Here is a 25,429-nt window from a genome sequence, read left to right on the forward strand (position 1 = left end):
TCGATTTTCAGGTGGTACGCGCTTCAGTAGCGCTCGCTCTCTCGAGTGGCGATCCGTGCCCCGGTACTGAGCCCCACGCCCGATGGCGAATCGAAACCCATAAAGTCGACTCCGGACAACGAAGGAATGCGCGCCTGGGTAGCTTAGCGGTAAAGCGCGTCCTTGGTAAGGACGAGAGCCCGGGTTCAAATCCCGGCCTAGGCTTTTCTCGTCGAACTATTATCGACAGCATTCGTTCCCGACCACTGAGAGGTAGACATACGGTTTAGTGGCCGAACGTTGGACGGGCGGTATGGCCGACGAATCCTCGTTTTCGACATCGACGGCGGACCTCGAGCCCGAGTTCGACCATGACGTCGAGACCGCCCTCGTTACGGGAGCGACCGGCGATGTGGGATCCTGGGTCGTCGACCGCCTCGCCGACCGCGGCACGCACGTCGTCGGCGTCGACCTCGAGCGGCCCAGCGGCGTCCGGGCCAACGCCGACTTTCGGGCCGTGGACCTGACCGAGCAGGCGCCGACCTGGGAGACGATCTGCGAGGTCGACCCCGACGCGGTCGTCCACCTGGCCGCGATTTCGGATCCGCTGGACAACCCCGCGACGCGGGTCTTCGAGAACAACGTAACGAGCACGTACAACGTCCTACAGGCGGCCGGCCGCGAGGGAGTCGACGTCGTCTGGAGTTCCTCGCAGGCGGCCTACGGCGCGCTGTTCGCCGCCGGCGGCTGGCAGCCCGACGCCCTGCCGATCGACGAGGCCCACGAGCAGCGACCCGAAGATTCCTACGGGCTGTCGAAACGCTGCGGCGAGGCGATCGCTCGAGCGACGGCCCGCCGGTACGACGTCTCGGTCACGACGATCCGACCGGCGACGATCTTCACGCCCGAGAAGGCGCGGGCACGGCCGGCGGAGGACGACTCCGATCTGACGACCGTCGAGTCGGGCGGCGACTTCGGCTCCTACGTCGACGTTCGGGACGTGGCCCGGATGGTCGAGGCGGCGCTGGCGGCCGACCGCGACGGCCACGAGGCGTTCCACTGCGTCGCGGACGAGAACTACCTCGGACGCCCGACCGCCGAACTCGTCGAGGCGATCTGCGGCGACCTGCCGGCCGACTGCACCCTCGAGGGGAAGGAGGCGGCGCTCTCGAACGCGAAGGCGGCCGCGATGCTCGGCTGGGAGCCGACGCATTCGTGGCCGGATTCCGGCGCCGATGCCGAGGACGACTCGCAGGGGGAAGCGGGTCCGACCTGGCGCTAACCGGCCAGCGACCGGCCAGCGACCGGTCGCGATCGGACTCGAGTCGCGGATCACATACTGTTAGTGCATGCGGGCGCTACGGCCGGCCGTATCAGTGATCCTCGTCATCTGCGGGCCGCCGGGGGCGGGCAAAACGACGCTGACGAACCGCGTCCGGGAGCGGCTCGAGGCCCGCGAGGTCCCCGTCGCCGTCGAGACCCTCCACTCTGACGACTTCTCGAGTCGGACCTACGAACGGCTGTACGAGCGGGCCCGCGAGGCGACCGCCGATCTCACGCTCGTCGACGGCACCTTCTACCGCCGCGAGTGGCAGACGCAGTTCCGGACGCTCCCCGACGTGCGGTTCGTCCGCGTCACCGCGAGCCTCGAGACCTGCCTCGAGCGCAACCGAACTCGGGCGGATCCGATCGCGGAGCAGGGCGTCCACGTCGTCTACCGCGAGTTCGACGAGCCGGACGCCGAGGTGGCGATCGACACGGACCGGCGGACGATCCCCGAGGCGATCGATCGGGTGCTGACCGCGCTCGAGGAGTGGGGCTGGCTCGACGGGACGGGTAAAACGGACGTCTCGAGGTAGGAGACGGGAGACGGACGGCGCTTATCGGCGAAACTCGAGCAGCGAGGGTTCGTCGGGCCGTTCGGGGACGAGACCGTCGGGCATCACGTCCCAGCCGAGTTCGTCGGTGCCGGGTTCGGCGTCGGTCTTGAACCCCGGTTCGTCGGCCGGTTCCTGCGTTCGATACTCCTCGGGGGGCGCGTCGTGGGCGTAGACGCTCTCGGGGTGGTCGACCGACCAGACGTGCATCATGCAGGGAGTGTGACACGGAATCGAGAGGTCGCCGTCGGCGAACGCCCGTTCGTAGACCTGCTGGTAGTACCACCACGCGGCGCGGCCGGGGAAGCCGGCGTGGTAGTGCCAGGGAGAACAGCGGTCCGGCCGGCTCTCCTGCTCGTCGGCTCCCGGTCCGTCGCTCTCCGAATGCCGGTCGTCAGCACCGTATTCGATCGCGGTCTCCTCCCGCCAGACGGCCTCGTCGCCCTCGTAGACCGGCGGCGGGGGCTCGAGCGCCTCGCCGCTTCCGGTCGCGATGAACATGACGCCGATCGAGCGCCACGACCGGTTGTCGACGAGCACCGACTCCGGTCGCTCGGGATCTAAGACCGCGTCGTCGCCGATGAATTCTGGACTGAGCCAGTGGGACCAGCTATCGTCGCCGTACTCGAGCGTGTCGAAGTAGGGTTTGTACCCCGCGTCGAGCAGCGCGCCCGCGGTCGGATACCGCGTCTCGAGCGACTCCTGAACGGCCTCCCGGAGTGCGACGGTTGCGGGATGGCCGTCGGCGCAGCCCGCCGTCGTCGCGCTCTCACAGTGGCCCATACTCGGCTCGAGGGTGGCCTCGGGGCAGGGCTCGTCGATCGGCAGGGCGTCGAGCGGGCCGCCGTCGCTACCGTCGCCGTCGGCGGCCCGCACGCGTCCGGCTCCGACCGCCGGCAGCGCGAGCGCGCCGCTCGAGGCTTTCAGTACGGCGCGTCGGGTGGGTACCGGCCCGTTCGATCCGTCCGCGTCCGCCGACCCGTCGCTCTCGTCTGCCATGGCAGCGTGTCGCACGCTGCGGACCGCCGTAAAACCGTGTTGCGAGTGAACGCGACAGTACGGTCAGTTGATCGAAGGGGCGGCCGGAGTCGGAATCGCAGCTACTCGAGCCGCGCGCCCGTCCCCGGCCGGTCGAGCCCCGCGAGATCGATCCGGCCGTCGGGCATCGAAACGCCCTCGTAGGGATCCTCGGCGAGCAACAGCGCGCCGTCGAGGTCGGCGTAGTCCAAAAGCGGTGCGAGGTGACAGGCCGCCGCGATCGAGGCGTTCGATTCGGTCATACAGCCAAGCATCACCTCGAGCCCGTGCGCGCGGGCGGTGCTGATCATCCGACAGGCCTCCCGCAGCCCGCCGCACTTCATCAGCTTCAGGTTCGCGATGTCGCAGCGGTCCGCGATCTGCGGGACGTCCTCGAGCGTGACGCAGGACTCGTCGGCCGCGATCGGCAGCGGCGAGCGCTCGTAGACGAACCGCAGTCCCTCGGGATTCTCGGCGGGGACGGGCTGCTCGACGAACTCGAGGTCGTACTCGGCGAGCCGTTCGATCCGGGAGACCGCCTCGCGGGGCGTCCAGGCCTCGTTGGCGTCGACGAACAGGTCGACCTCGGGCGCGACCGAGCGGATCGTCTCGACGATCTCGATATCGCGGTCGGTGCCGAGCTTGACCTTGAGCCGGCCGTAGCCGCGTTCGAGCGCCGTCTCGGTCTTCTCGCGCATCGTCTCGAGGTCGTCGAGCCCGATCGTATAGGAGGTCTCGAGCGTCTCGGCGGGGTCGAGCCCCCAGTACCGGTAGAGGGGCACCTCGAGTCGCGTCGCCACGAGGTCGTGACAGGCGATGCTCACGGCGGTCCGCGCGGCCGGGTTGCGCTCGACCGTCTCGCGCATCCGGCGTTCGATCTGCGCGAGCTGGTGGGGGTCGCCGACCTCCTCGACGACGGCGAGTAGATCGGGTAGGACCGCCTCGACCGTCGCGGCGGTCTCGCCGTAATGCGCGGCGGGGCCGGCGGCGCCGATCCCCGCGTTCCCGTCCCCGTCTTCGATGCGAACCGTCACGACCTCCGTTTCGGAGCGCGTGCCGCGCGAGATGCCGAACGGGTACTCGAGGGGGAGCGCGTGCCGTTCAAAACTCGTCTCGAGGGCGGCGTCGGCCATCGCGGATCAGTCCTCCAGCAGGGCCTCGAGCACCGCGTCGGTGTCGAAGCGGATGACGTCCGTCGCCGGCGCGTCGAGTTCGTCGGCGTACTCGGCGACCGCGTCTTCGGCCGCGTCGTCGTCCTCTATGTCCGAGGTGTTGATCGCGCCGGCGGCGATCTCGGCGTCGCTGACGGGCGCCGCGAGCCCCTCGTAGAGGTCGACGTAGGTCGAGATCGCTGGCAGGTCGAACGACTCGTAGCCGTGGATGGCCTCCTGGCCGGCGTTGTGACAGAGGACGAGCTTGTCGGGCATCGCGCCGTGGAGGATGCCGCAGGTGACCGCCGAGTAGGCGGGGTGGACGATGCTGCCCTGGCCCTCGACGAACAGGTAGTCGTGCTCGTCGCCCTTCTCGAGGATCATCTCCTCGACGGCGCCCGCCGTGAAGTCCGAAATGACGCGGTCGATCGGGTTCCCCCAGCCTTCGATCATGATGCCGGTCTGGCCGGTGGGAATCACGGCGGCGTCGTACCCCGCGTCGCGGGCGTTGCGGGCCAGTTCCATCGTCGTCGTCATCTTCCCGGTCGAGCAGTCGGTGCCGACGGTGAGGATGACCTCGGCGTCGACGTCGCCGGCGACGCCCTCGCTGACGGTCAGATCCTCGGGCGGCTTGCGGACGTCCCGCAGTTCGCAGCCGTGTTCGTCGGCCAGTCGGGCGAACTCCTCGTCCTCAGCGAGGAAGTAGTGCAGCCCCGAGACGATATCGCAGCCGTACTCGAGGGCCGTCCGGACGTCGTCGCGCCAGCTCTCGTCGAACTCGCCGCCGATCGGGGAGATGCCGATCAGCAGGGTGTCGATCTCGTCGGCCGCGAGATCGTCGGTGCCCGTGACGATGGGCGCGTCCTGCACGTCGGGAACGAAGTCGGCGACGCGCTTGCCGGCGTTGTCGCGGTCTAACACGGCGGCGACGTCGTAGTCGCCGTACCGGAGCACGCCAAGTGCGGTCTTTGCCCGGTGGGGAAACTTCTCGTGGGCGAGAATCGCGATTGCCATATCGACGAGATGGGCGAGCCGGCACTTAAACCGACGCAATGGCGCCGGAAAGTGACGATCTCCGAATACGTGGTCGTGCCGCCGACCGACTACAGCACCGTCAGCTCGGTCGTCCAGAACGAGTGATGGGCGTCCTCGAGCGCGGACTTCGGATCGCCGGTCGCGTCGACCGCGGCGGTCGCGTCGGGCTCGAGGCCGGGGCCGGATTCGTCGACGAGTGCGTCCACGACGCCGCGCTGACCGACCAGAAAGAGGCGGTCGACGGCCGCTTCGCCGGCGCCGTCGGCGGACCCGGCGCCGACGTACTCCTCGAGGGCCTCCCGGCACCGATCCAGGTGCTCGTCGATCTGCTCGTTGCGAAGTCGCTCGAAGCGGGCCTGCGAGAAGCCGCCCTTGGAGTGGCTCCCCTTCACGTCGCTCTCGAAGCCGCGGTAGTCGACCCGTTCGTCGCCCTCGTAGATCCCGAGCGCGAACAGGTCGGTTCGAACCAGCGCGAGCGCGTGGCGGCCGGTCGGCAGGAACCACTCGCGCTCGAGCGCGAACCGGTCACGCCAGCCCACTTCGCTGTCGTCGGGCAGCACCGGCGGCTCGAGCGCCACCGAGACGATGCCGGCGTCGTCGACGCAGCAGACGCAGGGGGCGGCGTCGGCGAGTAGGGCGGTGCGCTCGCCCAGCAGGTCGGCGAGGTCGCCGTCGAGATCGTCCCGGTCGGCGTCCGCACCGATAACGGTCGTCAGCGCGCCTTCGGCGTCGGTGCGGAACGACTCGAGCCGATCGAGCACCGCCTCGAGGCGCCGTCCGCGGAGCCGCTCGCGCCGTCGGACCGCGACGTCGAGGCCGCCGTCGCCGGTCTCGGTCCGCTCGAGTTCGCCCTCGAGCTGGGCGATCCGGTCCTCGAGCCGGTTGATCTCCTCCTCGGCTTCCTGTCTGGCCCGGGCCGCGTCGGCCCGGCGTTCGGACTCGGCCTCGTAGCGCTCGCGGAGTCGCTCGGTTTCGTCCTCGAGTTCGTCGATGCGCTCCTTGAGTTCGGCGCGGCCGAGCAGCTCGTCGAGGTCGAACATCCGACCGAAAGCGCGAGGTGAGCGCACTTCTAGGTCCCGGTTCCGCCGTCGCCGTCGGCGTCCGCGCCGTCGACCGCGATCGCGCGGTCGATCAGGTGCCGGCGTTCGGATAGCCGTCGGCGTCCGGCACCGTCGACGTCCCCGGCTCCCAGCCGCCGGCGTACTCGAGCAGCTGTCGCGCCCGCTCGCGGCGGGCGAGGAACACCTCGCGCAGGGAGGGCGGGTTTCGGACCTCGGTGCCCTCGAGCAGCGATTCGGGCAGCGCGAGCGTGTTCGCCGGCACGCTCTCGTCGCCGTGGACCGGGAAGTGCCGGGACTCGAGTTTCATCACCAGCGGGGAGTCCAGCGGCTCGAGCCCCTCGCCGCTCGCGTAGACCTCCTCGTTGATCCGCTCGTGTTGCTCACGCTGCATGAGCGCGCGATCCCGATCGGTCGGGGTCACGTAGAGACGACCGAGATAGTAGCTCCGTGAGAACACCTCGAACATGCTAACTATACACACGGGCCGGCAAGATATAACTATTTGCGAACAGATTTAAACCGTATCGCTATCAACGGTCTTTCGCGACGGCTGATCTGTCACCTCACTGATCGAACGGGCGGTTTCTGCGGGCGAAAACGACCGAAAACAGATCGTTACCTGCGCCGTGACGGCCGTCGATTCGATTCGCCTTTCGGCCCGGTCGTTGCGATTCCGTTCCCCGCGCAGATGCCGATCGAACGAGTCTGCGCGCCGATTAAACGTTCACGACGTTTCTCGTTTCGCCGCTGGCGTTCGTAAACGGTCCGAACGAAGCTTCGACTTTTTAGTGGATTCGGCGTAAGGATCGGGCGATGACCTCCACACGGGTAGTCGGCCTTCTCGCCGTGGCCGTCGTCGTCGGACTCGCGGTCGCGCCGGCCGCCACCGGCGCGCTCGCGAGCGCCGCCCCCGACGACGGCGGTGCCGATTCGACGGGGGGTGGCGAACCGAACGCGACCGTCGCGACGTTCATGCAATCGACCGCCGCGGACGCCGAGTACTCGGTCGCCACCGGCGTGTTCGAAGCCCGGTACGAGAGCGCGGACCCCGAGCGCCGCGCCGAAATCGTCGGCGACCAAGTCGGCGACCTCGAGGAGCGACTCGCGACGCTCGAGGCCGAACGCGAGCGACTCCGGACCGCGGACAACCGAACCGGCGCGTATCGGGCGAAGATGACCAGGCTGGCGGTCGAAATCTCGGCGCTCGAGCGCTCGATCGAGCGAACCGAGCCCCGTGCCGCCGAAACCGGAGTCGACGACGGCCGCCTCGCGAGGCTTCGGGCGAACGCGTCCGCGCTCGCCGCCGCCGACGACGTCGCGGCGGCGTCGCGGGAGATTCCCGGGCTGGAGCGCCGGTCTGGCGGCCCGTCAGCCGATCGCGGCCCGAATGCGCCCGGTCCGGACGCTTCAGGCGCTGCCAACGGCGGCCCGCCGGCGCAGGCGGCGAGCAACCAGACGCCGCCGGGACAGGCCGGTAATCAGACGCCGCCCGGACAGGCGGGTGCCCAGACGCCCGGCAATCAGGGATCGCCGGGTCATGCCGGCGACGGAGCGGCACCCGGCGGAGACGGGAGTCCTCCGAACGACAGCAAGTCTAACAACGGAAACTCGGAAAAGGGCAACCCGAACAGCGGAAACCCGGACAACGGGAACTCGAGCGGCGAGGGAAACGGGTCCGGCACTGACGCCTCGACCGACAACGGCCCCGACCACGAGCGCGAACGGTCGACCTCCGGGAGCGGGACGGGAACTGACGACGGGGCGTCCGATTCTTCGAACCCGTCGAACGGGGGCGGTGGAAACGGTGCCGACGGCGGCAACGGCGGCACCGCCGGTAACGGTAGCAACGGCGAGAACACCGGAACCAACGCCGACGACGAAACCGCCACCAACGACAACGGCGGCGGTAACGACGGTACCGGGAAGGCCAACGGAAACCGAGACGCCCGGTAGCGTCGTTCGACCGCGCTCGTCCCCGATATCGGCCGCCACGGGCGACCGGTTTGAACCCCGCCCCGGAACGAGCAGACACCCTTTTCAGCGCCGACGTCATACGCTCCGCCGATGGACTCCGCCGCGCTGTTGGACTTACTGGGGAACGAAAACCGCCGGCGAATCCTCCGGTTACTCGCCCGCAAACCTTGCTACGTAACCGAGATCTCGGAGTACCTCGGAGTGAGTCCGAAAGCGGTCATCGAACACCTCCGCAAGCTCGAGGACGCGGGACTGATCGAGAGCCGCGTCGACGAGCAGCGCCGCAAGTACTTTCACATCGCCCGGAACGTCCGCCTCGAGGTGAACGTCTCCCCTTACGGGTTCGCGAGCAAGAGCGCCTATCCCGCCAACAGTAGCTTCGACATCACGACCTGTCGCCACCTCTCGCTGGACGTTTCCTGGGACGACACCGACGACTTAGACGAGTTGCTGCACGCGCTCGAGGACCTCGAGCAACTGGAGAACGAACTGTCGCTCGCACAGCGGTGGGTGCAGGGACGGCTCTGCGACGTGCTCGACCAGATTTCGGAGAACGTCGGCGCCGGCCCCGAGAGCCGGATCTACGCGGATCTGCTGGCGAGCATCCGATCCGAGCCCAAGTCGGTCGGCGACCTGAGCGAGGAGGTCGACGCGCCCCGGGAGATCGTCGCGGAACTGCTCGAGTCGATGGCCGACGAGGGGATCGTCCGGCGGACGGAACGCGGCTGGGAGCTGACGACGGACGCGTGACGTCCACGCGGATTGCGGAGTCGCTGTAGCTCTACTGCGGATCGGTAGCACGTCATCAATGTCGCGACCACGGTCCTGGCGAGCGAGTCGGCTGCTTAATTATTCGATGTCGCGCGCGAGCCCGTCGCGCAGGTCGCGACCGAAGTAGTACCCCGCGAGCGAGGCGACCAGTCCGACCGCCGCACCGACGGCGAGGACGGCCTGCGCCGAGCCCGCGACCGCGAAGAACGCGTGGGTGACCAGCGACGAGACCGCGCCGACCGAGATCCCGGCGACGGTCGTCTCGAGGTAGCGGCGTTTCGACGCCAGCAGGCCGACGAGGAAGGCGGTCGCGAACATACCGATCATCCGGCCGGCGACGGGGAGCACCGTCCAGCCGGCCAGCAGTCCGGCGCCCAGAATCGCCAGCATCGCCAGGAATCCCTTCGGCGAGAAGTACTGGCCGGGCGAGAGCGAGGGCGTGAGCCGGTCGCGGAGCGACGACCGTCGGCCGGCAGCCGTCCGCGAGGACGACCCGCTGAACGAGAACGGCCACCACGACCGTCCCGAGTCCGCGTCCGCGTTCGCGGTCACACTCGGTTCCCCACGCTCCGGCGGATCCTCGAGCGAGCCTGGGCCCGGGTCCGACCCGGAGACGGACGAGGGGGCGCCGGCGGAGTCCGCGCTCGAGCCGGTCTCGGGCTCGGTTCCACGCCCGTTCCCGCCGCCGGTCTCCTCGAGCAGTCGCCCCGTCTCCTCGAGGACGTCCGCGGGCGAGCGGGCGTCCGCGTCCTCGTCCCGGCGGCTCTCGGTGACCTCGTCCGAACGGTCGCTCATATGACACTCCACGGTCGCCGAGGTCATGGACCTTTCCCCGCGTGTCCGATCGCGGAACCGGCTCGAGACGGAATCGTGGGCGCAGTTCCTCGGGAGCGAGCCCAGCGGACGTAATACCACTTTATCACCGATGCGCTTGTAGCGATTCGGGTGAACGTCGAACTGATCGCGATGGGCGTCCTCGCGATCGCGCTCGGAGTGGGGGTGCTTTCGCTCGCACGGCGGCTCTATCCGCGTCTCGCGTTCGAGGCGGACACGATGGAGACGATCCGGCTGCTGACGGCCCTGATCGTCGGCGTCCTCGTTCTGACCGGCCTCGGGCTGATCGCGGTCGGAGTCGTCGCGCCGTCGACGGCGGCGCAGGTGTCCGGATCGCTCTCGCCGAACTGACCGTCCCGTCGGGCCGGCCGCGACGGGAACGGAACAGAACGGGACGGAAAGCGTGCCTTCAAGTCCGACGGCGCGCAACACTGGCGCATGAATCCAGGCGATCGCGTTCGGGTCGACCGCGAAGATCGCACGTACGAAGGCGTCGTGCTCCCCTCGAGCACGGACGACCACCTCGTGGTGAAACTCGAGGGCGGCTACAACGTCGGGGTCGACCGCGACGAGGCCGCAGTCGAGGTGCTCGCGGAGGACGTCTACGAGATCGACGGCACCGACTCCGTCGGCGGCGACGACGAGGAGGAACCCTCCGAGATCGAGTTCGACGACGACCTGCCGACGATCTCGCTGATCTCGACCGGCGGGACGATCGCCTCGACCGTCGACTACCGCACCGGCGCCGTCACGGCGCAGTTCGACGCCGAGGACGTCCTGCGGGCCGTCCCCGACCTCGCCGGCCGCGCGAACTACCGCGGCCGCGTCGTCGCCAACATCCTCTCTGAGAACATGGAGCCGCCGATCTGGCGGGAGCTCGCCGAGGCGGTCCACGAGGAGATCGAAGCCGGGGCCGACGGCGTCGTCGTCATGCACGGCACCGACACGATGCAGTACTCCGCCGCCGCGCTCGCCTTTATGCTCGAGACGCCCGTCCCGATCGTCTTCACGGGCAGCCAGCGCTCGGCGGACCGGCCGTCCTCCGACAACGTGATGAACGCCGTCTCGGCCGTCGAGGCCGCCAAGAGCGACTGCGCCGAGGTGTTGGTCTGCATGCACGCCTCCGAGAGCGACGACGTCTGCGCGCTCCACCGGGGCACCCGCGTCCGGAAGAACCACACCTCCCGACGGGACGCCTTCGAGACGATCGGCGCGGAGCCGCTCGGTACCGTCGACTACGAAACCGAGGAAATCGAGTTCCGCCGCGACTACCAGGAGCGCGGCGAAGCCGACCTCGCCATCGAACCCGAACTCGAGGACGACGTCGAACTCCTGAAGTTCACGCCGGGCATGGATCCGCAATTCCTCGACGTCGTCGAGGGCAGCGAGGGCCTGATCATCGAGGGTACCGGCCTCGGGCACGTCCACACCGACCTCATCCCCCGCATCGAGGAGTTGATCGCGGACGGGACGACCGTGGTGATGACGAGCCAGTGTCTCGAGGGTCGGGTCTGCGACCGCGTCTACGACACCGGGCGCGACCTGCTCGAGGCCGGCGTCATCGAAGCCGGCGACACGCTGCCCGGCACCGCGAAGGTCAAGCTGATGTGGGCGCTCGCGAACAGCGAAGACGTCGAGGAGGCGATGGGCACGTCCCTCGCTGGCGAACTGCAGGAGCGGTCCGTCCCCTGGGAGTAACCCTCGCTTCTGTGCCCGTCGCTGGCCGTCTCGAGCACCCCAAACCGCTATGAACGTACGTAGAGCGACACACGCCGATTACGAGGCCGTCGCCGACTTCACGAGCGACATCTGGCCAGATCGTGGCGGCGACTACATCCCGCGGATCTACCACGACTGGCTCGAGGACGAACCTGGCCAGGGCAAGAAGACCTTCCTCGCCGAAATCGACGGCGAGGCCGTCGGGATCGTCCAGGCGGTGATGCTCTCGGCGGACGAGGCCTGGTTCCAGGGGATGCGCGTCGCCGCCGAGCACCGCCGCGAGGGTGTGAGTACCCGGCTTAACGAAGCCTGTTTCGACTGGGCCCGCGAACGCGGCGCGACGGTCGGCCGGGTCATGATCTTCTCGTGGAACGCCGCCTCGTTCGGCGCGGCGCGGGCCAACGGCTACGAGCCGATCGCCGAGTTCCGGTTCGCGCGGCCGGATCCCGCGGCCGACGCCGATCTCGACGCGGACTCGGACGGCTATCGCGTCTCGAGCGACCCGACGGCCGCGTGGCGCTACTGGACCCACAGCGACGCCCGCGAACGGCTGGACGGGCTCGGGCTCGCCCCCGAGGAGTCGTGGGCGGTCCGGGAACTGACGCCCGCCGATTTCGACCGCTTGGCCGATGAGAGCGCCGTCTTCGCGGTCGAAGGTGAGGACGGACTCGCGGGCGCCGCGTACCGGTCGAGAACGTACGAGCGCGAGATCCACTCGGCTGACGACGATGAGAATGACGACGACTCGAGCGCTGACGCCGACCCCGAAACGGAGACCTGGGCCGAGTACGGCGTCGGTGCGTGGGACAACGTCGACGCCGCGCGGGCGCTGTTCGCCGCGATCGCCCGCGATGCGGCCGACTGCGGCGCCGACGAGACGCGCGTGCTCGTTCCCGAGACGCCCCGCTACGTCACCGACGCCCCCTACGCCGGCGTCGACGTCTCCGAGGAACCGGACTTCGTGCTCGGCATCGATCTGACGACCTGACGAACCGATCCCGTCGACGCGTTACCCGCCGCTGACCGGCGGGAACAGCGCCAGTTCGTCGCCCTCCTCGAGTTCCGTCTCGAGGCCGTCCTCCTCGCGGACGTTCGTGCCGTTTCGGAGGACGTTGATCTGGGACCGGAGGTCGTCGCCCTCCTCGTCGAGCACGCGGCCCTCGAGTTCGGGGTGGTCGACCAACAGCGCGTCCAGCGCGTCCCCGACGGTGTCGCCGGGTGCCGTCTCGACGGTTACGTGCTTGTCGCCCGCCCGCTCGGCGAGGTCGGCGAAGAGCTTCCACTCGGTTACCGTGGTCATACGTGCCGGTATCGGTGCCGGCGGCAAGTAGCTACCGCTCCGCGGGACGGTGCGTCGGTCCGGTCGAGTGCGTCAGTCCGATCGAGTCGGATCGCCCGTTTGCTCGGCCGTCCGCGCTCGATCCTGGCCCCCGCTTCGGGATCGATTCCGCTCGCCGCGGTCGTCGTCGCCGTCATCGCCACCGTCGCCACCGCTGCCGCCGTCGGCGGTCCGCTCGGTCTCCGCGATGCGCCGCAGCGCGTCCGGTCGCCCCAGCACGTAGGCAGTGTCGCCGGCCTCGAGCCGGACGTCGTCGTCGGGCAGCGCGATCGGCTCGCCGTCGTCGCCCGCGCCCGCTCGGTCGCCCCGCTCGATCGCGACCACCAGCACCGGCAGCGAGCCGACCGTCTCTCCCGCGAGCCTGCTGTCGGAATCGACGGCGAGCGTCGTCACGGTGTCGTTGGCCGCCCGGAGCAGGGAGACGAGTTCCCGATCCGTCCCGGGGGTGTCCGGGCGGGTGACGAGCCGGTAGGTTCGGTCGGGCTCGAGCGCGGCGGCGTCGTCGGCGTCGACCGCGACGGTGGCGACGTCGCCGGCGGTCGCCCGGAGTTCGCCTTCGGCGAGCCGTCGCATGGGGTCGCTGGCGCCGCCGTCGCCACCGTCACCGCCGTCACCGCTTCCGCCCCCGCCGTCGCGACCCCAGATTCGAACCGTGTCGCCCGGACTCGCGTCCGGCGCGGGATCGCTTCGGAACGCGACGGCGACGGTCCCGGGCGCGAGCGTCGGTCCGATCCCCGCCGGCCGGCTCCCAACCCCGAGGTACTCGATTGTTCTGTCGGGGCCGAGTTCGACCTCCGCGTAGCCGATGCCGTAATCGCGCTCGAGGCGGTCGACCAGCCGCTCGCGGAGCCGGTCGGCGGGCAGCCGGCGCGGGAAGATGAAGGTCTCGCCGGCCAGCTCGGCCTTCGTCGCCTCGTCGACGGGGTCGTAGCCGTCGACGTCCTCTATCTCCGCCGGGAGTTCGACGCTGACGACCCGGCCCGCCGACCGGAGGAGTTGACCGACGTCGTCGATCGTCTGCGGCGCGGTGACCGAAAAGACCTCGCGCGCGAGGTAGTCGCCCGCCCGCCGGCCGGCGTCGGCGGTGATCGCGCTCGCGGTGAAGGCGCCGATCGTGACGGCCGCCGTTTCGACCTCGAGCATGTTCGACTGGCCGAGGATCGCGTCCTGCAGCGCCGACTGGGTGTTCAACAGGAGCGCGACGGGCGAGATGGCGAGCAGGATCGCGACCCCGTCGGGGATCTCCTCGGCGCTGTACCAGCGAAAGACGATCGCGGCCACCGCGGCCGTTCCCCCAGCCAGAAGGCTGAACGAGAGGATCTGGACGAGTACCTCCAGGACGCCTTCGGAGAGCAGCGCCTCGAGTTGCGACTGCCACTCGGACTGCAGGGCTGCGAGCGGGCCGCCCACCGCGCCGATCATCGCGCACCACCTCCGTTCTCGAGCACCGCGTCGACGAGCCCTTCGGGGCCGACCACGAACGCCTCGTCGCCGACCTCGAGGCGGCGCTCGAGGCCGGGCGCGAACACCCAGCCGCGGCGACGGCCCTCCGTGTCGCTCTCGCGACGGCGGGCCGCCAGGATCGTCACCTCGGGATTGGCGTGGATCTCCTCGGCGGCTTCGGGGACGTCGACGGTGAGCCGCCGGATCGCGTAGCCGGCGCGTCTGACCAGCGCGAACGCCTCGAACTCGTGGCTCGTGCCCCGCGAACGGACGATCAGCCGCTGGCGATCGGCCTCGAGCAGCGGTTTCACGTCCCGTCGCGGGACGGCGACGGTGACCCGCCCCGGGCCGCCGGCGGTCGATCGGTTCGGCTTCGGCGCGGCGGGCGCGGCCGCGAGCGGTTCTCCCCCGTCCGGAACGGCGGCGTCCGCGTCGGCAGCGGCCTCGGCAGCCGCGGCCGCGTCGGCGCGCTCGTCGTCGATCTCGCTGCGGACGCTGAGCACGGTGCCGGTCGTCGAGCGATCGTTCGCGCGGACCGTCACCCGGTCGCCGCGGGCCAGTCCCGTCGGCACCAGCGTCGTTAGCGAGAGGGCGCGCTGGCCCGCCGGCACGCGCCGCGAGAGCCCGCCGGAGGGCGGGGCCGCCGCGATCGTCGCCCGCGCCTGTTCGTCGAGGGTCACGTCGACGTCCCCGAGTTCGAGGTCCGTCCGGAGCCGCTCCTCGAGGCGCGTCTCGAGTTCCGACAGCGGGAGGTCGGCGGGGAGCTTCCACGAGCCGTCCTTGATCGTCGCCCGAAGCTCGGGCGACAGCGGCGGGTACCCCTCCATGTCGCGGATCTCGCCGGTCGGTCGGATCGTGACCTGCCCCATCGTGCCGACGAGTTCGACCACGTCGGCCGACAGCGTCCGCTGGCGGAGCGACCGAAAGGAGAGGTGGTGCGGCAAGGTTGCGCCGAGCCTGTCGCCCTGGCTGTGGGCGTACAGCGAGAGCATGAGGACGACGAGGACCGCGACCAGCAGCCGGGGCGACTGGGCGATCGTCGGTTCGATCAGTCCCATGAGCCCGCCCTGCACGCTGGCGATCGACAGCGAGAGCACGACGACACCGAACCCGGGCAGCGTCACGCCGGTGAAGTATCGGACGAGAAATCCGAGCGATCCGGCTGCGAGTGCGGGAACGATACCGGTGAGGAGACCGAGGTAGATGCCGAGCAAGATTTCGACCGGAAGCGCCATTGGTGGCATCTGAACCGGATCGGTTAAACCAGTACCGACGTCGGCGGGCGTCGCCGTCGCCCGCCGCTCGAGTGGAGTTCTGTCGCCGCTCTGTCAACATTCGCGCCGGCCGCGGCTCGAGACGGAGACGTTTAACTGACCCCGACGCGGATCGGTGGACATGGTCGACGACGGGTCGGTACGCGATCGCCTGCCCCAGAACTGGCGCCGCCGCCTCTCGCTCCGGGTGACGATCGTCCTCGCGCTGACCGTCGCCGTGCTCTCGGTCGCGACGGCCCTCGTCAACATTCAGACGAACGCCGTCGGCGGGCCGCTCGCCGAGTACGTTCCTGAGGCGATCCAAAGCGCCGCGGCCTTCACCGGCGCGCTGACCGGCTTCCTGATGCTCGGCAGCGCGCTCGCGCTCCGCCGAGGGCTGCGCGCGGGCTGGTGGGCGACGCTGCTGTTGCTCCCGCTGACCGCCGCGCAGGGGTTGCTCCAGTCGAGCCGGTACTCGTTCCCGCTCGTCGTGCTCTCGCTGGTGGCGATTCCCGTCCTCCTGGTCAGCCGCAGGCGCTTTACCAACTCCCTGTCGCTGAGCACGACGCAGATCGCCGCCGCCTTCGCCCTGCTCGGCGTGCAGGCGTACGGGACCATCGGCGCCTACGCGCTCCGCGAGGACTTCGAGGGCGTCGCGACCATCCTCGACGCCTTCTACTTCACGCTGATCACCTCGAGTACGGTCGGCTACGGCGACATCACGCCCGATCAGGGCTCGACCGAGGCGATGCTGTTTACGATGTCCGTGCTGGTACTGGGCGTGGCCAGCTTCGGTATCGCCATCGGGGCGCTGGTCGGCCCGGCGATCCAGGCCCGCATCACCAAGACGCTCGGACGCATGACCGATTCACAACTCGAACTGCTCGAGGATCACCTCCTCGTGCTCGGCTACGGCGAACTGACGGAACCGATCGTCGACGAACTCGCGGCCAACGACCGGGAGTTCGTCGTCGTAACTACCGACGCCGCGGCGGACGAACTCGCGGATCGCGACGTGCCGGTCGTCGTCGGCGATCCCAGCGACGAGTCGCCGCTGGAACGGGCGAAGATCGAGCGGGCGTCGGGCATCCTCGTCGCCACCAACGAGGACGCCCGGGACGCGCTGACGATCCTCACCGCGCGGCAACTCGCGCCGGAGACCCGCATCGTCGCCGCGGCGACGGACCGGGAGAACACGAAGAAACTCGAGCACGCCGGCGCGGACGCGGTGATCAGCCCGGCGCTGCTGGGCGGCCATCTGCTGGTGCGCTCGGCGCTGGGCGGCGACGACACCGAACTGATCGACCGGATTCTCGAGAACGAGTAGCGCGAGTAGCGCGGGCCCTACCGCTAGCGGCGCCGACCGCGGTGGACGATCGCCACGTCGGCCTCGAGGTCGCTGACCTTCTCGAACGTCGGCGGCGAGACGAACCGCGAGGCGGCCGACCGGTCGGTGCTCGAGCCGAGGAAGACCACGTCGTACTGCGAGTCGACACGCGAGAGGTACTGTGCGACGGGTTCGGTGACGACGTGGGTGTCGAAGCGACCGTCGAAGGCGTCGACGAGGTTCGCCAGCGTGTTCTCGGCCCTGCGGCGTCGGGATTCGCGCTTGATGCACGTACAGACGCCGACCGGTCGGGTCCGGCCGGCCAGTCGCAGGGCGAAGTCGACCATCGCGCGGGCGGTGTCGCCGGCGCCGCGAACCGGAACCAGCACCTGTTGCCACCGCTCGCGGTCGTCGCTCGCGCGGAAGGCGATGACGTCGATCTCGCTGTCGAACAGCCGCCGGATGAACGGCGAGAGGCCGCCGCTGTCGTCCTCCGCGTAGGGGGTGACGATGAGATCGCAGTTCTGTGCCCTGGCGGTTTGAAGGACCAGTCGCGCCGACGGATCGGCGCGGTCGTCGCCGGCGACGATGACCTCGCAGGGGACGTCGTACTGCGACTCGAGGTCGCTCGCGAACCGTTCGATCGCGTCGACGGTTTCGGCCGTGCGGTCGTCAGGGGCGTCGGGGGCGTCGGCGGATTCGGCCGTCTTCTCGTCACCCGACTCCGTGTGGACCGTCTCGAAGAGCACGACTTTCCCCGCCTCGTGCGCGCCGGCCAGTTCCGCCGCGAAGCGGGCGACGGTCGCCGGATCCACGCCGTCAGCTCCGCAGCCGTCGCTCATCGGGACGAGCACGTGGTCGTCGCCGCTGGTCGTCTGGTAGAGGTACCGGGCCCGCTGCTCGTAGAACCGATCGCGCCAGACGACGAAGGCGCCGGCGACGAACGAACTCGAGACGACGATCCCGAGCACGTAGGCCAGTTGCGCGTTCCCGGTCACGAGCACTAGCAAGGCGGTCGAGAACGCGGTCGGTTCCTCGAAGTCGAGCGCCCAGGTGACTGCGCCGGTAAAGAAGATGGCGAGCGCCGCGCCGGCGGCGCTGACGGTACCGCTGTGGAGACTCGCCGCGTCGGCGACCGCGAGCGCGGCCCAGCCACAGCATGCGCCGACGGTCATGCCACCGACGAACGTCCACGGGTCCGAGTACCGGCCCTCTGGATCGGCAAAGAGGGTGTACGTTCCCGAGGCCAGCGGCGGGAACAGCAGGAACGACACGATCGGCGTCACGTTCGAGAACCAGGTGACGGCCCCGATGAGCAGCGGGACGAAGACGAGCACCGAGAGGTGCAACAGGTTCCCCGTCCGTTCGATCCAGCGCAGGACGGCGTCGAGTTCGCGCCGCTCGAGGCGGCGCAGCCGTCGTCCGAGCGCGGTCAGTCGCGCTCGCAACGTCTCGAGCATCGTCTACGATGCGTCATCACGGTCCCGGAGGAAAACTGTTGGTCCGACTGCGAGTACGGTGTCGTCGTACCGGAACGAGCCGCCGGTCGCGTCCGCGAAACGTTGTAACGCAAATACTCACAACAGGTATAAACCGTGTCTCGTGGTAGCCGTTCTACCGGGGGTCCCACCGCACCGTGAGTTCCGTTCGTATTCAGCACCGCTTCGATTGGACGCGGACGTCGCCGAGCGCCGCTATCATCGCCGTGATCGCCGTCATCGAAAACGTCGATCCGATGCGGCTCGATCTCGTGCTCTACGACTATGTCGACCCCGGGGCGCTCGACACGCTGGTCGGTGACGGAACTCCGATCACGCTCTCGTTCCGGATCGAGCGGTATCACGTCACGATCGACGGTAACGAGCTTACCGTTCGGGGCGAGTGAGGAGAGTAGCGGCGCGCGTCGGCCGCGGGTTCCGGGACCGGTCACTTCCCGGGGTCGTCGACGACGGCCAGTCCCGACGACACCAGTCGGCGCAGCAGGACGACGATTCCGTTTCTGAGTCCGGCGGCGAAAATCGCCTGCTCGGTGGTCTCCGACGTGTCCGTGTCCGGATAGTACGAACTGATCAGTAGCTGGGTCCGATCGACGAGGAGGATCCGACTGATGGCGATCTCCTTGTCGGTCGATCGACCGTGCAGCCAGTTGAGTTCGGTCTCGAACACGCGCGCGTCGGGAAACTCCTCGTCCAGCCGCTCGGTAATCGCCTCGGTCTGCCCGCCGAGCAGTATCGAGACGTCCCGATCGTCAGCCTCGGCGAGGACGGAAAGGAGCCGCTCCGAGAGGATCTCCTCCTCGACGACCAGTAGCGCGATTTCGGAGTCGGCGTTCTCGATGAGGTCGATCGTCCGCGATTCGATCGCGTCGTGTCCGGTTAGCGACCACACCTCCTGAATCTCGTCCTCGTCCGACTCCGTCTCCCGGTATTCGACGCGCTCGAGGTACGACTCGAGCGTGTCGATCCGATCGTCGTACTTCTGCTGGAGGGTTCGCGTCGCCTCGTCGACCCCGACGGAGCGATACTGCTGGGGGTTGGTGTGTTGCACTTCGACCAGCCCCTTGGACTCGAGGACGCGGACGGCGTCGTAGACGCGCGTCCGCGGCACCTCGGAGACTTCGTGTATCTCCTTTGCCGTTCCCGAAGAGAGCTGGGTCAACGCCATAAAACAGCGCGCTTCGTACTCTTGGAGACCGAGATCCTGCAGTAGACTAACCGCTTCTGAAATCGTGTCGTCCTTTGTCATGGCCCAACCACGCGTCCGGATAGCCGAACAGGCGGAATACGAAGTCGGGGTGGAAAAGGATTCGTGTCTCTCCGACCGATTTCGCTGCCGCCGGCGTGCGGATTCCGACCGCTTCCGCTGTCGTGCGGCGTAACGGGAGCAGCGGAACCGTTTGCCGCGCCGGAATACTCTGTTCACTCAGATAATCACACAACCTTCTTGATGCTACATTTGGTAGGTGATGGTGGCGCATTCGTACTGCCCAACCACGCGAATGTGCCAACTGCCACTTTCCAGTGGCAGTTTCTGCGTGACGAGGCACTGTCCGCCTAGTGTAGCACGAAGTGATGGCCGTCTTCACCCGCGGTGAACCGCAAATCCGCGACTGCCGTCGAGCAGAAAGCGACCCGCGATACCTTACAGGAGTTCGATTGGGAGTTCCTCGCGGTGACTGTCGAGATACTCGAGGAGCGGCTCGATCTCCTCGAACCGGGGCCCCTTCGTGACGACCTGTTCGTCCCGGTCCCAGTCGATGAAACCGTCGGCGTCCAGTTTCGGGAGATGGAGGTGGTGTTTGGCCATCATGTCCGCTTCGGATTCGGGAATCGACCACGGCACGCCGGACAGTTCCTCGACCTGTTGTGGATTGTGATCCAGCAGCGCGAACAGCAGTCGCCGCCGTTGCACAGCAGTCAGCGCATCGAATACCTCGTCCGCCGTCTTCTCCCCGTTCATGCCACCCCATAGCACTCGAGGCCGGTTAACCCTGCAAGATTTTCACTCGTCAGTGTTGTTTTGATGAACTGAGTGACACCCGTTCGAATCGATCGGAAACGGACTGCTGGCTATCGATTCTCGTCCGTCGATACCGGTGCACCCTCGAGAATCGCCACACCGCTCGAGGCCCCGATCCGTTCGGCGCCGGCCTCGAGCATGCTGATGGCCTCGTCGTAGCTGCCGATGCCGCCGCTGGCCTTGACGGGGAGGTACTCGCTCATGAGTTCGACGTCCGCGACGGTGGCGCCGCCGTCCGCGAACCCCGTGGACGTCTTGACCATTTCCGCGTCGGCCGCGACGGCGGCCTCGCATGCGCGGTGTTTCTCCGCGTCGGTCAACAGCGCGGTCTCGATGATGACCTTGACTGGGATCGGCACCGCGGCGACGATCTCGGCGAGTTCGGCGCGGACGACGTCGTCCTCGCCGGCTTTGAGCCGTCCGACGTTGACGACGACGTCGAGTTCGTCCGCGCCGGCCTGCCAGGCGCGGACGCCTTCGCGGCGCTTGAGTTCGGGTTCGTTCTGGCCGTGCGGGAAGCCGATCACCGTCGCGAGGGTCACGTCGGGCGCGTAGTCGGCGGCCTCCGCGACGGCGTAGGGCGGAATGCAGGCGTTCATGCCGTACTCGGCGGCCTCGTCGAGCACCGTCCGAACGTCCGCGGTCGTCGTCTCCGGGCCGAGGACGGTGTGATCGATCAGCGGGGCGAGTTCGCTGCGGTCCATAGCGGGACCGACTCGCTGGATAGGCAAAAACCCGCCCGTTCCCTTTTGGTCCGGCGGGCGCAAGGCGAGGGTATGGACTCGGAGCAGCCCGACACCGACGTCGCTATCGATCCGGCCGTCGCGGAGACCGCGGACGACATCGCGGAGATGCACATCCGCGGCGCCGCCACCATCGCCGACGCGGCCGCGGCGGCGCTGGCCACGCAGGCCGAGCGCTCCGAGGCGGAGACGCCGGCCGCCTTCCGCGAGCAGTTGCGGGCCGCCGCCCGGACCCTCTACGAGACCCGCCCGACCGCGGTCAGCCTCCCGAACGCCCTGCGGTACGTGCTGCGGGGGATGGAGGGCGAGACCGTCTCCGAACTGCGGGCGTCGACGACCGCCCGCGCCGCCGAGTTCCGGGACGACCTGGAGCAGGCCCAGGCCACCCTCGGCGAGATCGGCGCCAACCGCCTGCGCGACGGCGACGTCGTGATGACCCACTGCCACTCGACGGACGCCCTCTCCTGCATCGAGGCCGCCCTCGAGGACGGCAAGCACGTCGAGGCGATCGTCAAGGAAACGCGGCCCCGGAAGCAGGGCCACATCACGGCCCGCCAGTTGCGCGAGCTGGGCGTCCCGGTGACGCTGATCGTCGACAACGCGGCCCGCCGGTATCTGGACGACGCGGATCACGTGCTGGTCGGCGCGGACAGCATCGCCGCCGACGGCAGCGTCATCAACAAGATCGGCACCAGCGGGCTGGCGGTCAACGCCCGCGAGCGCGGCGTGCCGGTGATGGTCGCGGCCCAGACGATCAAGCTCCACCCGGACACGATGACCGGTCACACCGTCGCGATCGAGATGCGCGACGAGCAGGAGGTGCTGTCCGAGGACGAGCGGGCCGAGATCGTCGCCGCGGCCGACTCCGCGACCGACGCCGCGGACTCGAGCCGCGATCCGAACGCGGAGCGACCGCGCGACGACGGCCTCACCGTCGAGAACCCCGCCTTCGACGTGACTCCGCCCCGGCACGTCGACGCGATCGTCACCGAACGCGGTCAGTTCCCGCCCGAGAGCATCGTGACGCTGATGCGGGAGCTGTTCGGCGAGACGACCGACGAGCCCTGGGAGCGCTGACGGCGGGGTCGACGTCGGACCGGCCGCCGTCGCACCGACGCCGACGGCGGTACCGCCGACCGCCACGGCCGCCGACAGTCCGACGGCGCTGACAGTCGTCAATCGGAAAGTGTTAGTCGGTGGTGGGTACCAGTACGCGTATGGTATTACCAGAGGGGTTCACCCTCCCGCCGTGGTACCTCCTCGTTCCGCTGCTCGTGGTGCTCGGCGGCACGCTCGCCCTGCTGTGGGCGCTCGAGCCGCCGGTCACCGATCGGACGGTCATCGCCTTCTCGCCGTGGATGATGTTCGGCGCGACGCTGCAGGTTCTGTACCGACTCGAGGCCTTCCCGGACGGCATCGCGGTGCTGTTCACGGCGCCGAGCGTCTACCTCGTGACCGCGATCGTGGCGGGGCTGGTCTGGGTCGTGGGCATCTTCCTGCAGGCGGGCGGCCTCCAGCCGACGATCGAGCGCGTCGTCGGCATTGCGGGCACCGGCTTCTTCGTCGTCTTCGCGACGTTCATCGTCCTCAGCGGCTGGAACGCCGGTTCGTTCGAGCCGTTCTGGCCCGTTATCGCCGTCGTCGTTTCCGGCGTCGTGACCGCCCTCGCGTGGCTCGCGCTCGGCCTCTGGTTCACCGACGTCGCCGCGACGACGGGCGCGACCGGCGCCTTGGTCGTCTTCGGGCAGACGATCGACGGCGTCTCGACCGCGGTCGGCTACGCCGTGCTGGGCGCCGGCGAGGAGGTCCCCCTCTCCCGGGCCATCCTCGAGGTCGGCGAGGCGCTGCCGACCGCCGAGTACATCGGCGCCGGCTGGCTGTTCGTCCTCGTGAAGGTCGTCCTCGCGATGGTCGTCCTCGGCCTGTTCAAGGAGTTCGTCGAGGAGGAGCCCCGCCAGGCGCGGACGATCCTCGGCCTGCTGGCCGCCATCGGCCTCGGGCCGGGCGTTCACAACACGCTGCTGTTCATGGTCACGTAATCTCTAGATTTTTCTCGCCGGCGGTCGTTTTGCCGACGAATGGTACGGGTACTCTCCGCCGGTCACGTCAACTGGGACGTGACCCTCCGCGTCGATCGGCTCCCCGAAGCCGACGGCGAGGCCTCGATCCGCTCGCAGCGCCAGTCCGGCGGCGGCAGCGCGGCCAACGTCGCCGCCGCCCTCGCCGGCCTCGAGGTCGACGCCGGCCTGATCGGCAGCGTCGGCGACGACGACAACGGCGTCCTCGCGCGACGCGAACTCGAGTCCGCGGGCGTCGACCTCTGTGGCGTTCGCGTCGTCGAGGAGGGCCAGACGGCCGTCAAGTACCTGCTCGTCGACGACGACGGCGAGGTCGCGGTGCTGGGCAACGACGGCGTCAATGAGGCCGTCGGGCCGGAGGAGATCGACGAGGCGCGGATTCGGGCCGCCGATCACGTCCACCTCACGAGCCAGCGCCCCGACACCGCCGCCGCGATCGCCGAAACGGCCGCCGAGGCCGGCGTCACCGTCAGCTTCGATCCCGGCCGCCGGCTGGGGGACCGCGACTACGGGGAGGCGCTCGCGGCCGCGGACGTCCTCTTCGCGAACGACCGGGAACTCGCCGCGCTGCTCGAGGACGAGTACGAGTACGTCGGCTCCGATTTCGACGATCGGATCGTCGCCGTCAAGCACGGGTCCGACGGCGCGGAAGTGCACACGCCGACCGGTTCGTACGTCCACCCCGGATTCGACGTCGACGCCGTCGACACGGCCGGCGCCGGGGACGCCTTCGCCGCCGGCTTCATCGCGACGTGGCTCGCCGACGGCGACGTCGAGCGCGCGCTCGAGTACGCGAACGCCTGCGGCGCGCTGACCGCGGGCCGGGAGGGCGCCCGCAGCGCGCCGACGGCGGAGGCGGTCGCGGCGTTTCTCGACGGGCGGTTCGATTAAAACGATTTATGATCTCCGTCCAGACAATTCCGACGCTGTCCGGCGATTCTCAGCGGGTGTCGTCTGACGGTAACTATATGAATGGGGACGTTGGTCACTCGAATGAACAGTCACGGAGACGTGACGGAGAGACATGACGGATGGAAGGATACGCGAGTCCGACGAACGCCAGCGCGGTCGGCGGGTTCGATACGAGCGACCGGCAGGGGAGCCGCCGAGTATCGCTGCTGCGACGGCGCTGGCACGATACAACGACGAAGACGTCACCGCGGCCAGCACGCAGCTGTACGATTACGTCGATCCGGAGGCGCTCGACGCGCTGTTCGACGACACGTGCACTCGCGGCAGCCGCTCGGTCGCGGTCGTCGAGTTCGACGTCGACGGGGCGCGGGTGACCGTTCACCCCGATCGCGTCGAGGTCGCCCCGAACTAACTGTAAGTGGCGGGCGGGGGTGACTGGGGGTATCGTCTCCAACTGCGGCGGCCAGCGTGAAGCGACGATTCCGAAGGCGTCTCGATCCCGTCTTGCGTCGCGCCTTCGCGTCTATGCACTCTTGCGGTGAACGGGTCGGAGACGGGCCGCCGTTTGCGCCGTCGACTCCGCTTCGGTGCCGCTCTGGTACCGCTCCGGTGCCGCGATTCTCGAACCTTTTTTCTCGTCACCGCGGAAACGCGCAGGCATGGGAACGCAACCGCACCTGCTCGTCGAGGACGGCGACCTGAACGACATCGCGCTCATCCCCGGCGATCCGGGCCGAGTCGACCGCATCGCCGACCACTGCGACGAGGCCGAGACGGTCGCACAGAACCGCGAGTACAAGGTCGTCAACGCGACCTACGAGGGTCGCGACCTGACGATCTGTTCGACCGGGATCGGCTGTCCGTCGGCCGCGATCGCGATCGAAGAGATGGCCAACGTCGGCGTCGAGACGTTCGTCCGCGTCGGGACGACCGGCGCCCTCCAGTCGGAGATCGAGATCGGCGACATGATCGTCGCGACCGGCGCGGCGAAAAACGAAGGCACCTCGAAGCGCTACGAGGACGCCGAGTATCCTGCCGTGCCGGACTACGACGTACTTTCGGCGCTGGTCGACTCCGCGGAGTCCAACGACGAAGACGTTCACGTCGGCCCGATTGCCTCCGACGACGCCTTCTACGCCGAGACCGACGAGTACGTCGCCGACTGGGAGGACGCGGGCCTGCTCTGCGTCGAGATGGAGGCCGCCGCGGTCTTCACCCTCGCGCGCCGGAGGGGACTGCGCGCCGGCGCGATCTGTACGGTCGACGGCAACCTCGTGGAGGGCACCCAGAAGGGGACCGACACCGAGGACGACGAACTGCCCGACAAGGCCAAGAACAACGTCGGCCGCGCGATCGACATCGCGCTCGAGGCCGCGACGGAGCTGTAGTCGCTTTTT

Annotated in this window: 27 protein-coding genes and 1 tRNA gene; 15 read left to right on the top strand and 13 right to left on the bottom strand. The window is 68.9% G+C overall.

Going from position 1 to position 25,429, the window contains the following annotated elements:
- The first annotated feature begins 132 nt into the window (after positions 1 to 132).
- From ACYQ26_RS03490 to ACYQ26_RS03500, 3 genes are all read left to right on the top strand, one after another.
- Positions 133 to 204, top strand: a tRNA-Thr gene (locus ACYQ26_RS03490).
- Positions 205 to 292: 88 nt separating this feature from the next.
- Positions 293 to 1,261, top strand: coding sequence for an NAD-dependent epimerase/dehydratase family protein (locus ACYQ26_RS03495; protein ID WP_459807072.1), 969 nt, complete (start codon positions 293 to 295; stop codon positions 1,259 to 1,261).
- Between the two features lie 94 nt (positions 1,262 to 1,355).
- Positions 1,356 to 1,838 (top strand): ATP-binding protein, encoded by a 483-nt coding sequence (locus ACYQ26_RS03500; RefSeq protein WP_459807759.1) that lies wholly within the window; start codon positions 1,356 to 1,358, stop codon positions 1,836 to 1,838.
- 21 nt (positions 1,839 to 1,859) lie between these two features.
- On the opposite strand, the gene ACYQ26_RS03505 is transcribed toward ACYQ26_RS03500, so the two are convergent.
- The 5 genes from ACYQ26_RS03505 to ACYQ26_RS03525 form a co-directional block, all read right to left on the bottom strand.
- Positions 1,860 to 2,855: a hypothetical protein gene (locus ACYQ26_RS03505; protein WP_459807073.1), complete on the bottom strand. Its 996-nt coding sequence runs from the start codon at positions 2,853 to 2,855 to the stop codon at positions 1,860 to 1,862.
- 101 nt (positions 2,856 to 2,956) lie between these two features.
- A complete protein-coding gene (locus ACYQ26_RS03510) occupies positions 2,957 to 4,006 on the bottom strand; it encodes a dipeptide epimerase (protein WP_459807074.1) in 1,050 nt (349 codons plus the stop codon).
- A 6-nt stretch (positions 4,007 to 4,012) separates the two neighbouring features.
- Positions 4,013 to 5,038 (bottom strand): N-acetyltransferase DgcN family protein, encoded by a 1,026-nt coding sequence (locus tag ACYQ26_RS03515; RefSeq protein ID WP_459807076.1) that lies wholly within the window; start codon positions 5,036 to 5,038, stop codon positions 4,013 to 4,015.
- Between the two features lie 89 nt (positions 5,039 to 5,127).
- Positions 5,128 to 6,099, bottom strand: a complete 972-nt coding sequence (locus tag ACYQ26_RS03520; RefSeq protein ID WP_459807078.1) for a Vms1/Ankzf1 family peptidyl-tRNA hydrolase — start codon at positions 6,097 to 6,099, stop codon at positions 5,128 to 5,130.
- 91 nt (positions 6,100 to 6,190) lie between these two features.
- On the bottom strand, positions 6,191 to 6,586 hold the full coding sequence (locus ACYQ26_RS03525; RefSeq protein ID WP_459807080.1) for a DUF5802 family protein: 396 nt from the start codon (positions 6,584 to 6,586) through the stop codon (positions 6,191 to 6,193).
- A gap of 347 nt (positions 6,587 to 6,933) precedes the next feature.
- On the opposite strand from ACYQ26_RS03525, the gene ACYQ26_RS03530 reads away from it, so the two are divergent.
- Both ACYQ26_RS03530 and ACYQ26_RS03535 read left to right on the top strand, forming a co-directional pair.
- Positions 6,934 to 8,073 (top strand): hypothetical protein, encoded by a 1,140-nt coding sequence (locus ACYQ26_RS03530; RefSeq protein WP_459807081.1) that lies wholly within the window; start codon positions 6,934 to 6,936, stop codon positions 8,071 to 8,073.
- A 111-nt stretch (positions 8,074 to 8,184) separates the two neighbouring features.
- On the top strand, positions 8,185 to 8,844 hold the full coding sequence (locus tag ACYQ26_RS03535; protein ID WP_459807083.1) for a metalloregulator ArsR/SmtB family transcription factor: 660 nt from the start codon (positions 8,185 to 8,187) through the stop codon (positions 8,842 to 8,844).
- A 99-nt stretch (positions 8,845 to 8,943) separates the two neighbouring features.
- On the opposite strand, the gene ACYQ26_RS03540 is transcribed toward ACYQ26_RS03535, so the two are convergent.
- Positions 8,944 to 9,660, bottom strand: a complete 717-nt coding sequence (locus ACYQ26_RS03540) for a DUF456 domain-containing protein (protein WP_459807085.1) — start codon at positions 9,658 to 9,660, stop codon at positions 8,944 to 8,946.
- Positions 9,661 to 9,810: 150 nt separating this feature from the next.
- Between ACYQ26_RS03540 and ACYQ26_RS03545 the strand changes: the two genes are divergently transcribed.
- The 3 genes from ACYQ26_RS03545 (at position 9,811) to ACYQ26_RS03555 (ending at position 12,406) form a co-directional block, all read left to right on the top strand.
- Positions 9,811 to 10,050 (top strand): hypothetical protein, encoded by a 240-nt coding sequence (locus ACYQ26_RS03545; RefSeq protein WP_459807087.1) that lies wholly within the window; start codon positions 9,811 to 9,813, stop codon positions 10,048 to 10,050.
- Between the two features lie 87 nt (positions 10,051 to 10,137).
- Positions 10,138 to 11,397: a Glu-tRNA(Gln) amidotransferase subunit GatD gene (gene gatD / locus ACYQ26_RS03550; protein WP_459807089.1), complete on the top strand. Its 1,260-nt coding sequence runs from the start codon at positions 10,138 to 10,140 to the stop codon at positions 11,395 to 11,397.
- Positions 11,398 to 11,446: 49 nt separating this feature from the next.
- Positions 11,447 to 12,406, top strand: a complete 960-nt coding sequence (locus tag ACYQ26_RS03555; protein WP_459807090.1) for a GNAT family N-acetyltransferase — start codon at positions 11,447 to 11,449, stop codon at positions 12,404 to 12,406.
- A gap of 21 nt (positions 12,407 to 12,427) precedes the next feature.
- Here the strand turns inward: ACYQ26_RS03555 and ACYQ26_RS03560 are convergent, their stop codons facing one another.
- From ACYQ26_RS03560 to ACYQ26_RS03570, 3 genes are all read right to left on the bottom strand, one after another.
- On the bottom strand, positions 12,428 to 12,718 hold the full coding sequence (locus ACYQ26_RS03560) for a ubiquitin-like small modifier protein 1 (RefSeq protein WP_459807092.1): 291 nt from the start codon (positions 12,716 to 12,718) through the stop codon (positions 12,428 to 12,430).
- Between the two features lie 72 nt (positions 12,719 to 12,790).
- Entirely contained in the window at positions 12,791 to 14,179 is a 1,389-nt protein-coding gene (locus ACYQ26_RS03565) for a TrkA C-terminal domain-containing protein (RefSeq protein ID WP_459807094.1), read from the bottom strand.
- Positions 14,176 to 15,435 (bottom strand): DUF8167 domain-containing protein, encoded by a 1,260-nt coding sequence (locus ACYQ26_RS03570; RefSeq protein ID WP_459807096.1) that lies wholly within the window; start codon positions 15,433 to 15,435, stop codon positions 14,176 to 14,178. The genes ACYQ26_RS03565 and ACYQ26_RS03570 overlap by 4 nt, the downstream gene beginning before the upstream one ends.
- A 160-nt stretch (positions 15,436 to 15,595) precedes the next feature.
- Between ACYQ26_RS03570 and ACYQ26_RS03575 the strand changes: the two genes are divergently transcribed.
- On the top strand, positions 15,596 to 16,780 hold the full coding sequence (locus ACYQ26_RS03575) for an NAD-binding protein (protein ID WP_459807098.1): 1,185 nt from the start codon (positions 15,596 to 15,598) through the stop codon (positions 16,778 to 16,780).
- 23 nt (positions 16,781 to 16,803) lie between these two features.
- On the opposite strand, the gene ACYQ26_RS03580 is transcribed toward ACYQ26_RS03575, so the two are convergent.
- Positions 16,804 to 18,240, bottom strand: coding sequence for an HPP family protein (locus ACYQ26_RS03580; RefSeq protein ID WP_459807100.1), 1,437 nt, complete (start codon positions 18,238 to 18,240; stop codon positions 16,804 to 16,806).
- 176 nt (positions 18,241 to 18,416) lie between these two features.
- Between ACYQ26_RS03580 and ACYQ26_RS03585 the strand changes: the two genes are divergently transcribed.
- On the top strand, positions 18,417 to 18,665 hold the full coding sequence (locus ACYQ26_RS03585; RefSeq protein ID WP_459807103.1) for a HalOD1 output domain-containing protein: 249 nt from the start codon (positions 18,417 to 18,419) through the stop codon (positions 18,663 to 18,665).
- Positions 18,666 to 18,706: 41 nt separating this feature from the next.
- On the opposite strand, the gene ACYQ26_RS03590 is transcribed toward ACYQ26_RS03585, so the two are convergent.
- From ACYQ26_RS03590 to deoC, 3 genes are all read right to left on the bottom strand, one after another.
- Entirely contained in the window at positions 18,707 to 19,525 is an 819-nt protein-coding gene (locus ACYQ26_RS03590) for a TrmB family transcriptional regulator (protein WP_459807105.1), read from the bottom strand.
- Between the two features lie 396 nt (positions 19,526 to 19,921).
- Positions 19,922 to 20,239, bottom strand: coding sequence for a DUF7344 domain-containing protein (locus tag ACYQ26_RS03595; RefSeq protein ID WP_459807107.1), 318 nt, complete (start codon positions 20,237 to 20,239; stop codon positions 19,922 to 19,924).
- Between the two features lie 110 nt (positions 20,240 to 20,349).
- A complete protein-coding gene (gene deoC / locus ACYQ26_RS03600) occupies positions 20,350 to 21,003 on the bottom strand; it encodes a deoxyribose-phosphate aldolase (RefSeq protein WP_459807109.1) in 654 nt (217 codons plus the stop codon).
- 72 nt (positions 21,004 to 21,075) lie between these two features.
- On the opposite strand from deoC, the gene ACYQ26_RS03605 reads away from it, so the two are divergent.
- The 5 genes from ACYQ26_RS03605 (at position 21,076) to ACYQ26_RS03625 (ending at position 25,420) form a co-directional block, all read left to right on the top strand.
- Entirely contained in the window at positions 21,076 to 22,119 is a 1,044-nt protein-coding gene (locus ACYQ26_RS03605; protein ID WP_459807111.1) for a ribose 1,5-bisphosphate isomerase, read from the top strand.
- A 140-nt stretch (positions 22,120 to 22,259) separates the two neighbouring features.
- On the top strand, positions 22,260 to 23,081 hold the full coding sequence (locus ACYQ26_RS03610) for a DUF63 family protein (protein ID WP_459807113.1): 822 nt from the start codon (positions 22,260 to 22,262) through the stop codon (positions 23,079 to 23,081).
- Between the two features lie 39 nt (positions 23,082 to 23,120).
- Positions 23,121 to 24,011: an ATP-dependent ribose-1-phosphate kinase gene (locus ACYQ26_RS03615; RefSeq protein ID WP_459807115.1), complete on the top strand. Its 891-nt coding sequence runs from the start codon at positions 23,121 to 23,123 to the stop codon at positions 24,009 to 24,011.
- Positions 24,012 to 24,144: 133 nt separating this feature from the next.
- A complete protein-coding gene (locus ACYQ26_RS03620; RefSeq protein ID WP_459807117.1) occupies positions 24,145 to 24,444 on the top strand; it encodes a HalOD1 output domain-containing protein in 300 nt (99 codons plus the stop codon).
- 247 nt (positions 24,445 to 24,691) lie between these two features.
- Entirely contained in the window at positions 24,692 to 25,420 is a 729-nt protein-coding gene (locus tag ACYQ26_RS03625; RefSeq protein ID WP_459807119.1) for a guanosine phosphorylase, read from the top strand.
- Positions 25,421 to 25,429: the final 9 nt, after the last annotated feature.

Source organism: Halopiger thermotolerans (genome assembly GCF_054654555.1).

What these genes read in the sequence shown, in the direction of transcription:
- ACYQ26_RS03495 (WP_459807072.1), top strand. Translation starts at nt 293, where the DNA reads ATGGCCGACGAATCCTCGTTTTCGACATCGACGGCGGACCTCGAGCCC.
- ACYQ26_RS03505 (WP_459807073.1), bottom strand. Translation starts at nt 2,855, where the DNA reads ATGGCAGACGAGAGCGACGGGTCGGCGGACGCGGACGGATCGAACGGG.
- ACYQ26_RS03510 (WP_459807074.1), bottom strand. Translation starts at nt 4,006, where the DNA reads ATGGCCGACGCCGCCCTCGAGACGAGTTTTGAACGGCACGCGCTCCCC.
- ACYQ26_RS03515 (WP_459807076.1), bottom strand. Translation starts at nt 5,038, where the DNA reads ATGGCAATCGCGATTCTCGCCCACGAGAAGTTTCCCCACCGGGCAAAG.
- ACYQ26_RS03520 (WP_459807078.1), bottom strand. Translation starts at nt 6,099, where the DNA reads ATGTTCGACCTCGACGAGCTGCTCGGCCGCGCCGAACTCAAGGAGCGC.
- ACYQ26_RS03525 (WP_459807080.1), bottom strand. Translation starts at nt 6,586, where the DNA reads ATGTTCGAGGTGTTCTCACGGAGCTACTATCTCGGTCGTCTCTACGTG.
- ACYQ26_RS03530 (WP_459807081.1), top strand. Translation starts at nt 6,934, where the DNA reads ATGACCTCCACACGGGTAGTCGGCCTTCTCGCCGTGGCCGTCGTCGTC.
- ACYQ26_RS03535 (WP_459807083.1), top strand. Translation starts at nt 8,185, where the DNA reads ATGGACTCCGCCGCGCTGTTGGACTTACTGGGGAACGAAAACCGCCGG.
- ACYQ26_RS03540 (WP_459807085.1), bottom strand. Translation starts at nt 9,660, where the DNA reads ATGAGCGACCGTTCGGACGAGGTCACCGAGAGCCGCCGGGACGAGGAC.
- gatD (WP_459807089.1), top strand. Translation starts at nt 10,138, where the DNA reads ATGAATCCAGGCGATCGCGTTCGGGTCGACCGCGAAGATCGCACGTAC.
- ACYQ26_RS03555 (WP_459807090.1), top strand. Translation starts at nt 11,447, where the DNA reads ATGAACGTACGTAGAGCGACACACGCCGATTACGAGGCCGTCGCCGAC.
- ACYQ26_RS03560 (WP_459807092.1), bottom strand. Translation starts at nt 12,718, where the DNA reads ATGACCACGGTAACCGAGTGGAAGCTCTTCGCCGACCTCGCCGAGCGG.
- ACYQ26_RS03565 (WP_459807094.1), bottom strand. Translation starts at nt 14,179, where the DNA reads ATGATCGGCGCGGTGGGCGGCCCGCTCGCAGCCCTGCAGTCCGAGTGG.
- ACYQ26_RS03570 (WP_459807096.1), bottom strand. Translation starts at nt 15,435, where the DNA reads ATGGCGCTTCCGGTCGAAATCTTGCTCGGCATCTACCTCGGTCTCCTC.
- ACYQ26_RS03575 (WP_459807098.1), top strand. Translation starts at nt 15,596, where the DNA reads ATGGTCGACGACGGGTCGGTACGCGATCGCCTGCCCCAGAACTGGCGC.
- ACYQ26_RS03580 (WP_459807100.1), bottom strand. Translation starts at nt 18,240, where the DNA reads ATGCTCGAGACGTTGCGAGCGCGACTGACCGCGCTCGGACGACGGCTG.
- ACYQ26_RS03590 (WP_459807105.1), bottom strand. Translation starts at nt 19,525, where the DNA reads ATGACAAAGGACGACACGATTTCAGAAGCGGTTAGTCTACTGCAGGAT.
- ACYQ26_RS03595 (WP_459807107.1), bottom strand. Translation starts at nt 20,239, where the DNA reads ATGAACGGGGAGAAGACGGCGGACGAGGTATTCGATGCGCTGACTGCT.
- deoC (WP_459807109.1), bottom strand. Translation starts at nt 21,003, where the DNA reads ATGGACCGCAGCGAACTCGCCCCGCTGATCGATCACACCGTCCTCGGC.
- ACYQ26_RS03605 (WP_459807111.1), top strand. Translation starts at nt 21,076, where the DNA reads ATGGACTCGGAGCAGCCCGACACCGACGTCGCTATCGATCCGGCCGTC.
- ACYQ26_RS03610 (WP_459807113.1), top strand. Translation starts at nt 22,260, where the DNA reads ATGGTATTACCAGAGGGGTTCACCCTCCCGCCGTGGTACCTCCTCGTT.
- ACYQ26_RS03615 (WP_459807115.1), top strand. Translation starts at nt 23,121, where the DNA reads ATGGTACGGGTACTCTCCGCCGGTCACGTCAACTGGGACGTGACCCTC.
- ACYQ26_RS03620 (WP_459807117.1), top strand. Translation starts at nt 24,145, where the DNA reads ATGACGGATGGAAGGATACGCGAGTCCGACGAACGCCAGCGCGGTCGG.
- ACYQ26_RS03625 (WP_459807119.1), top strand. Translation starts at nt 24,692, where the DNA reads ATGGGAACGCAACCGCACCTGCTCGTCGAGGACGGCGACCTGAACGAC.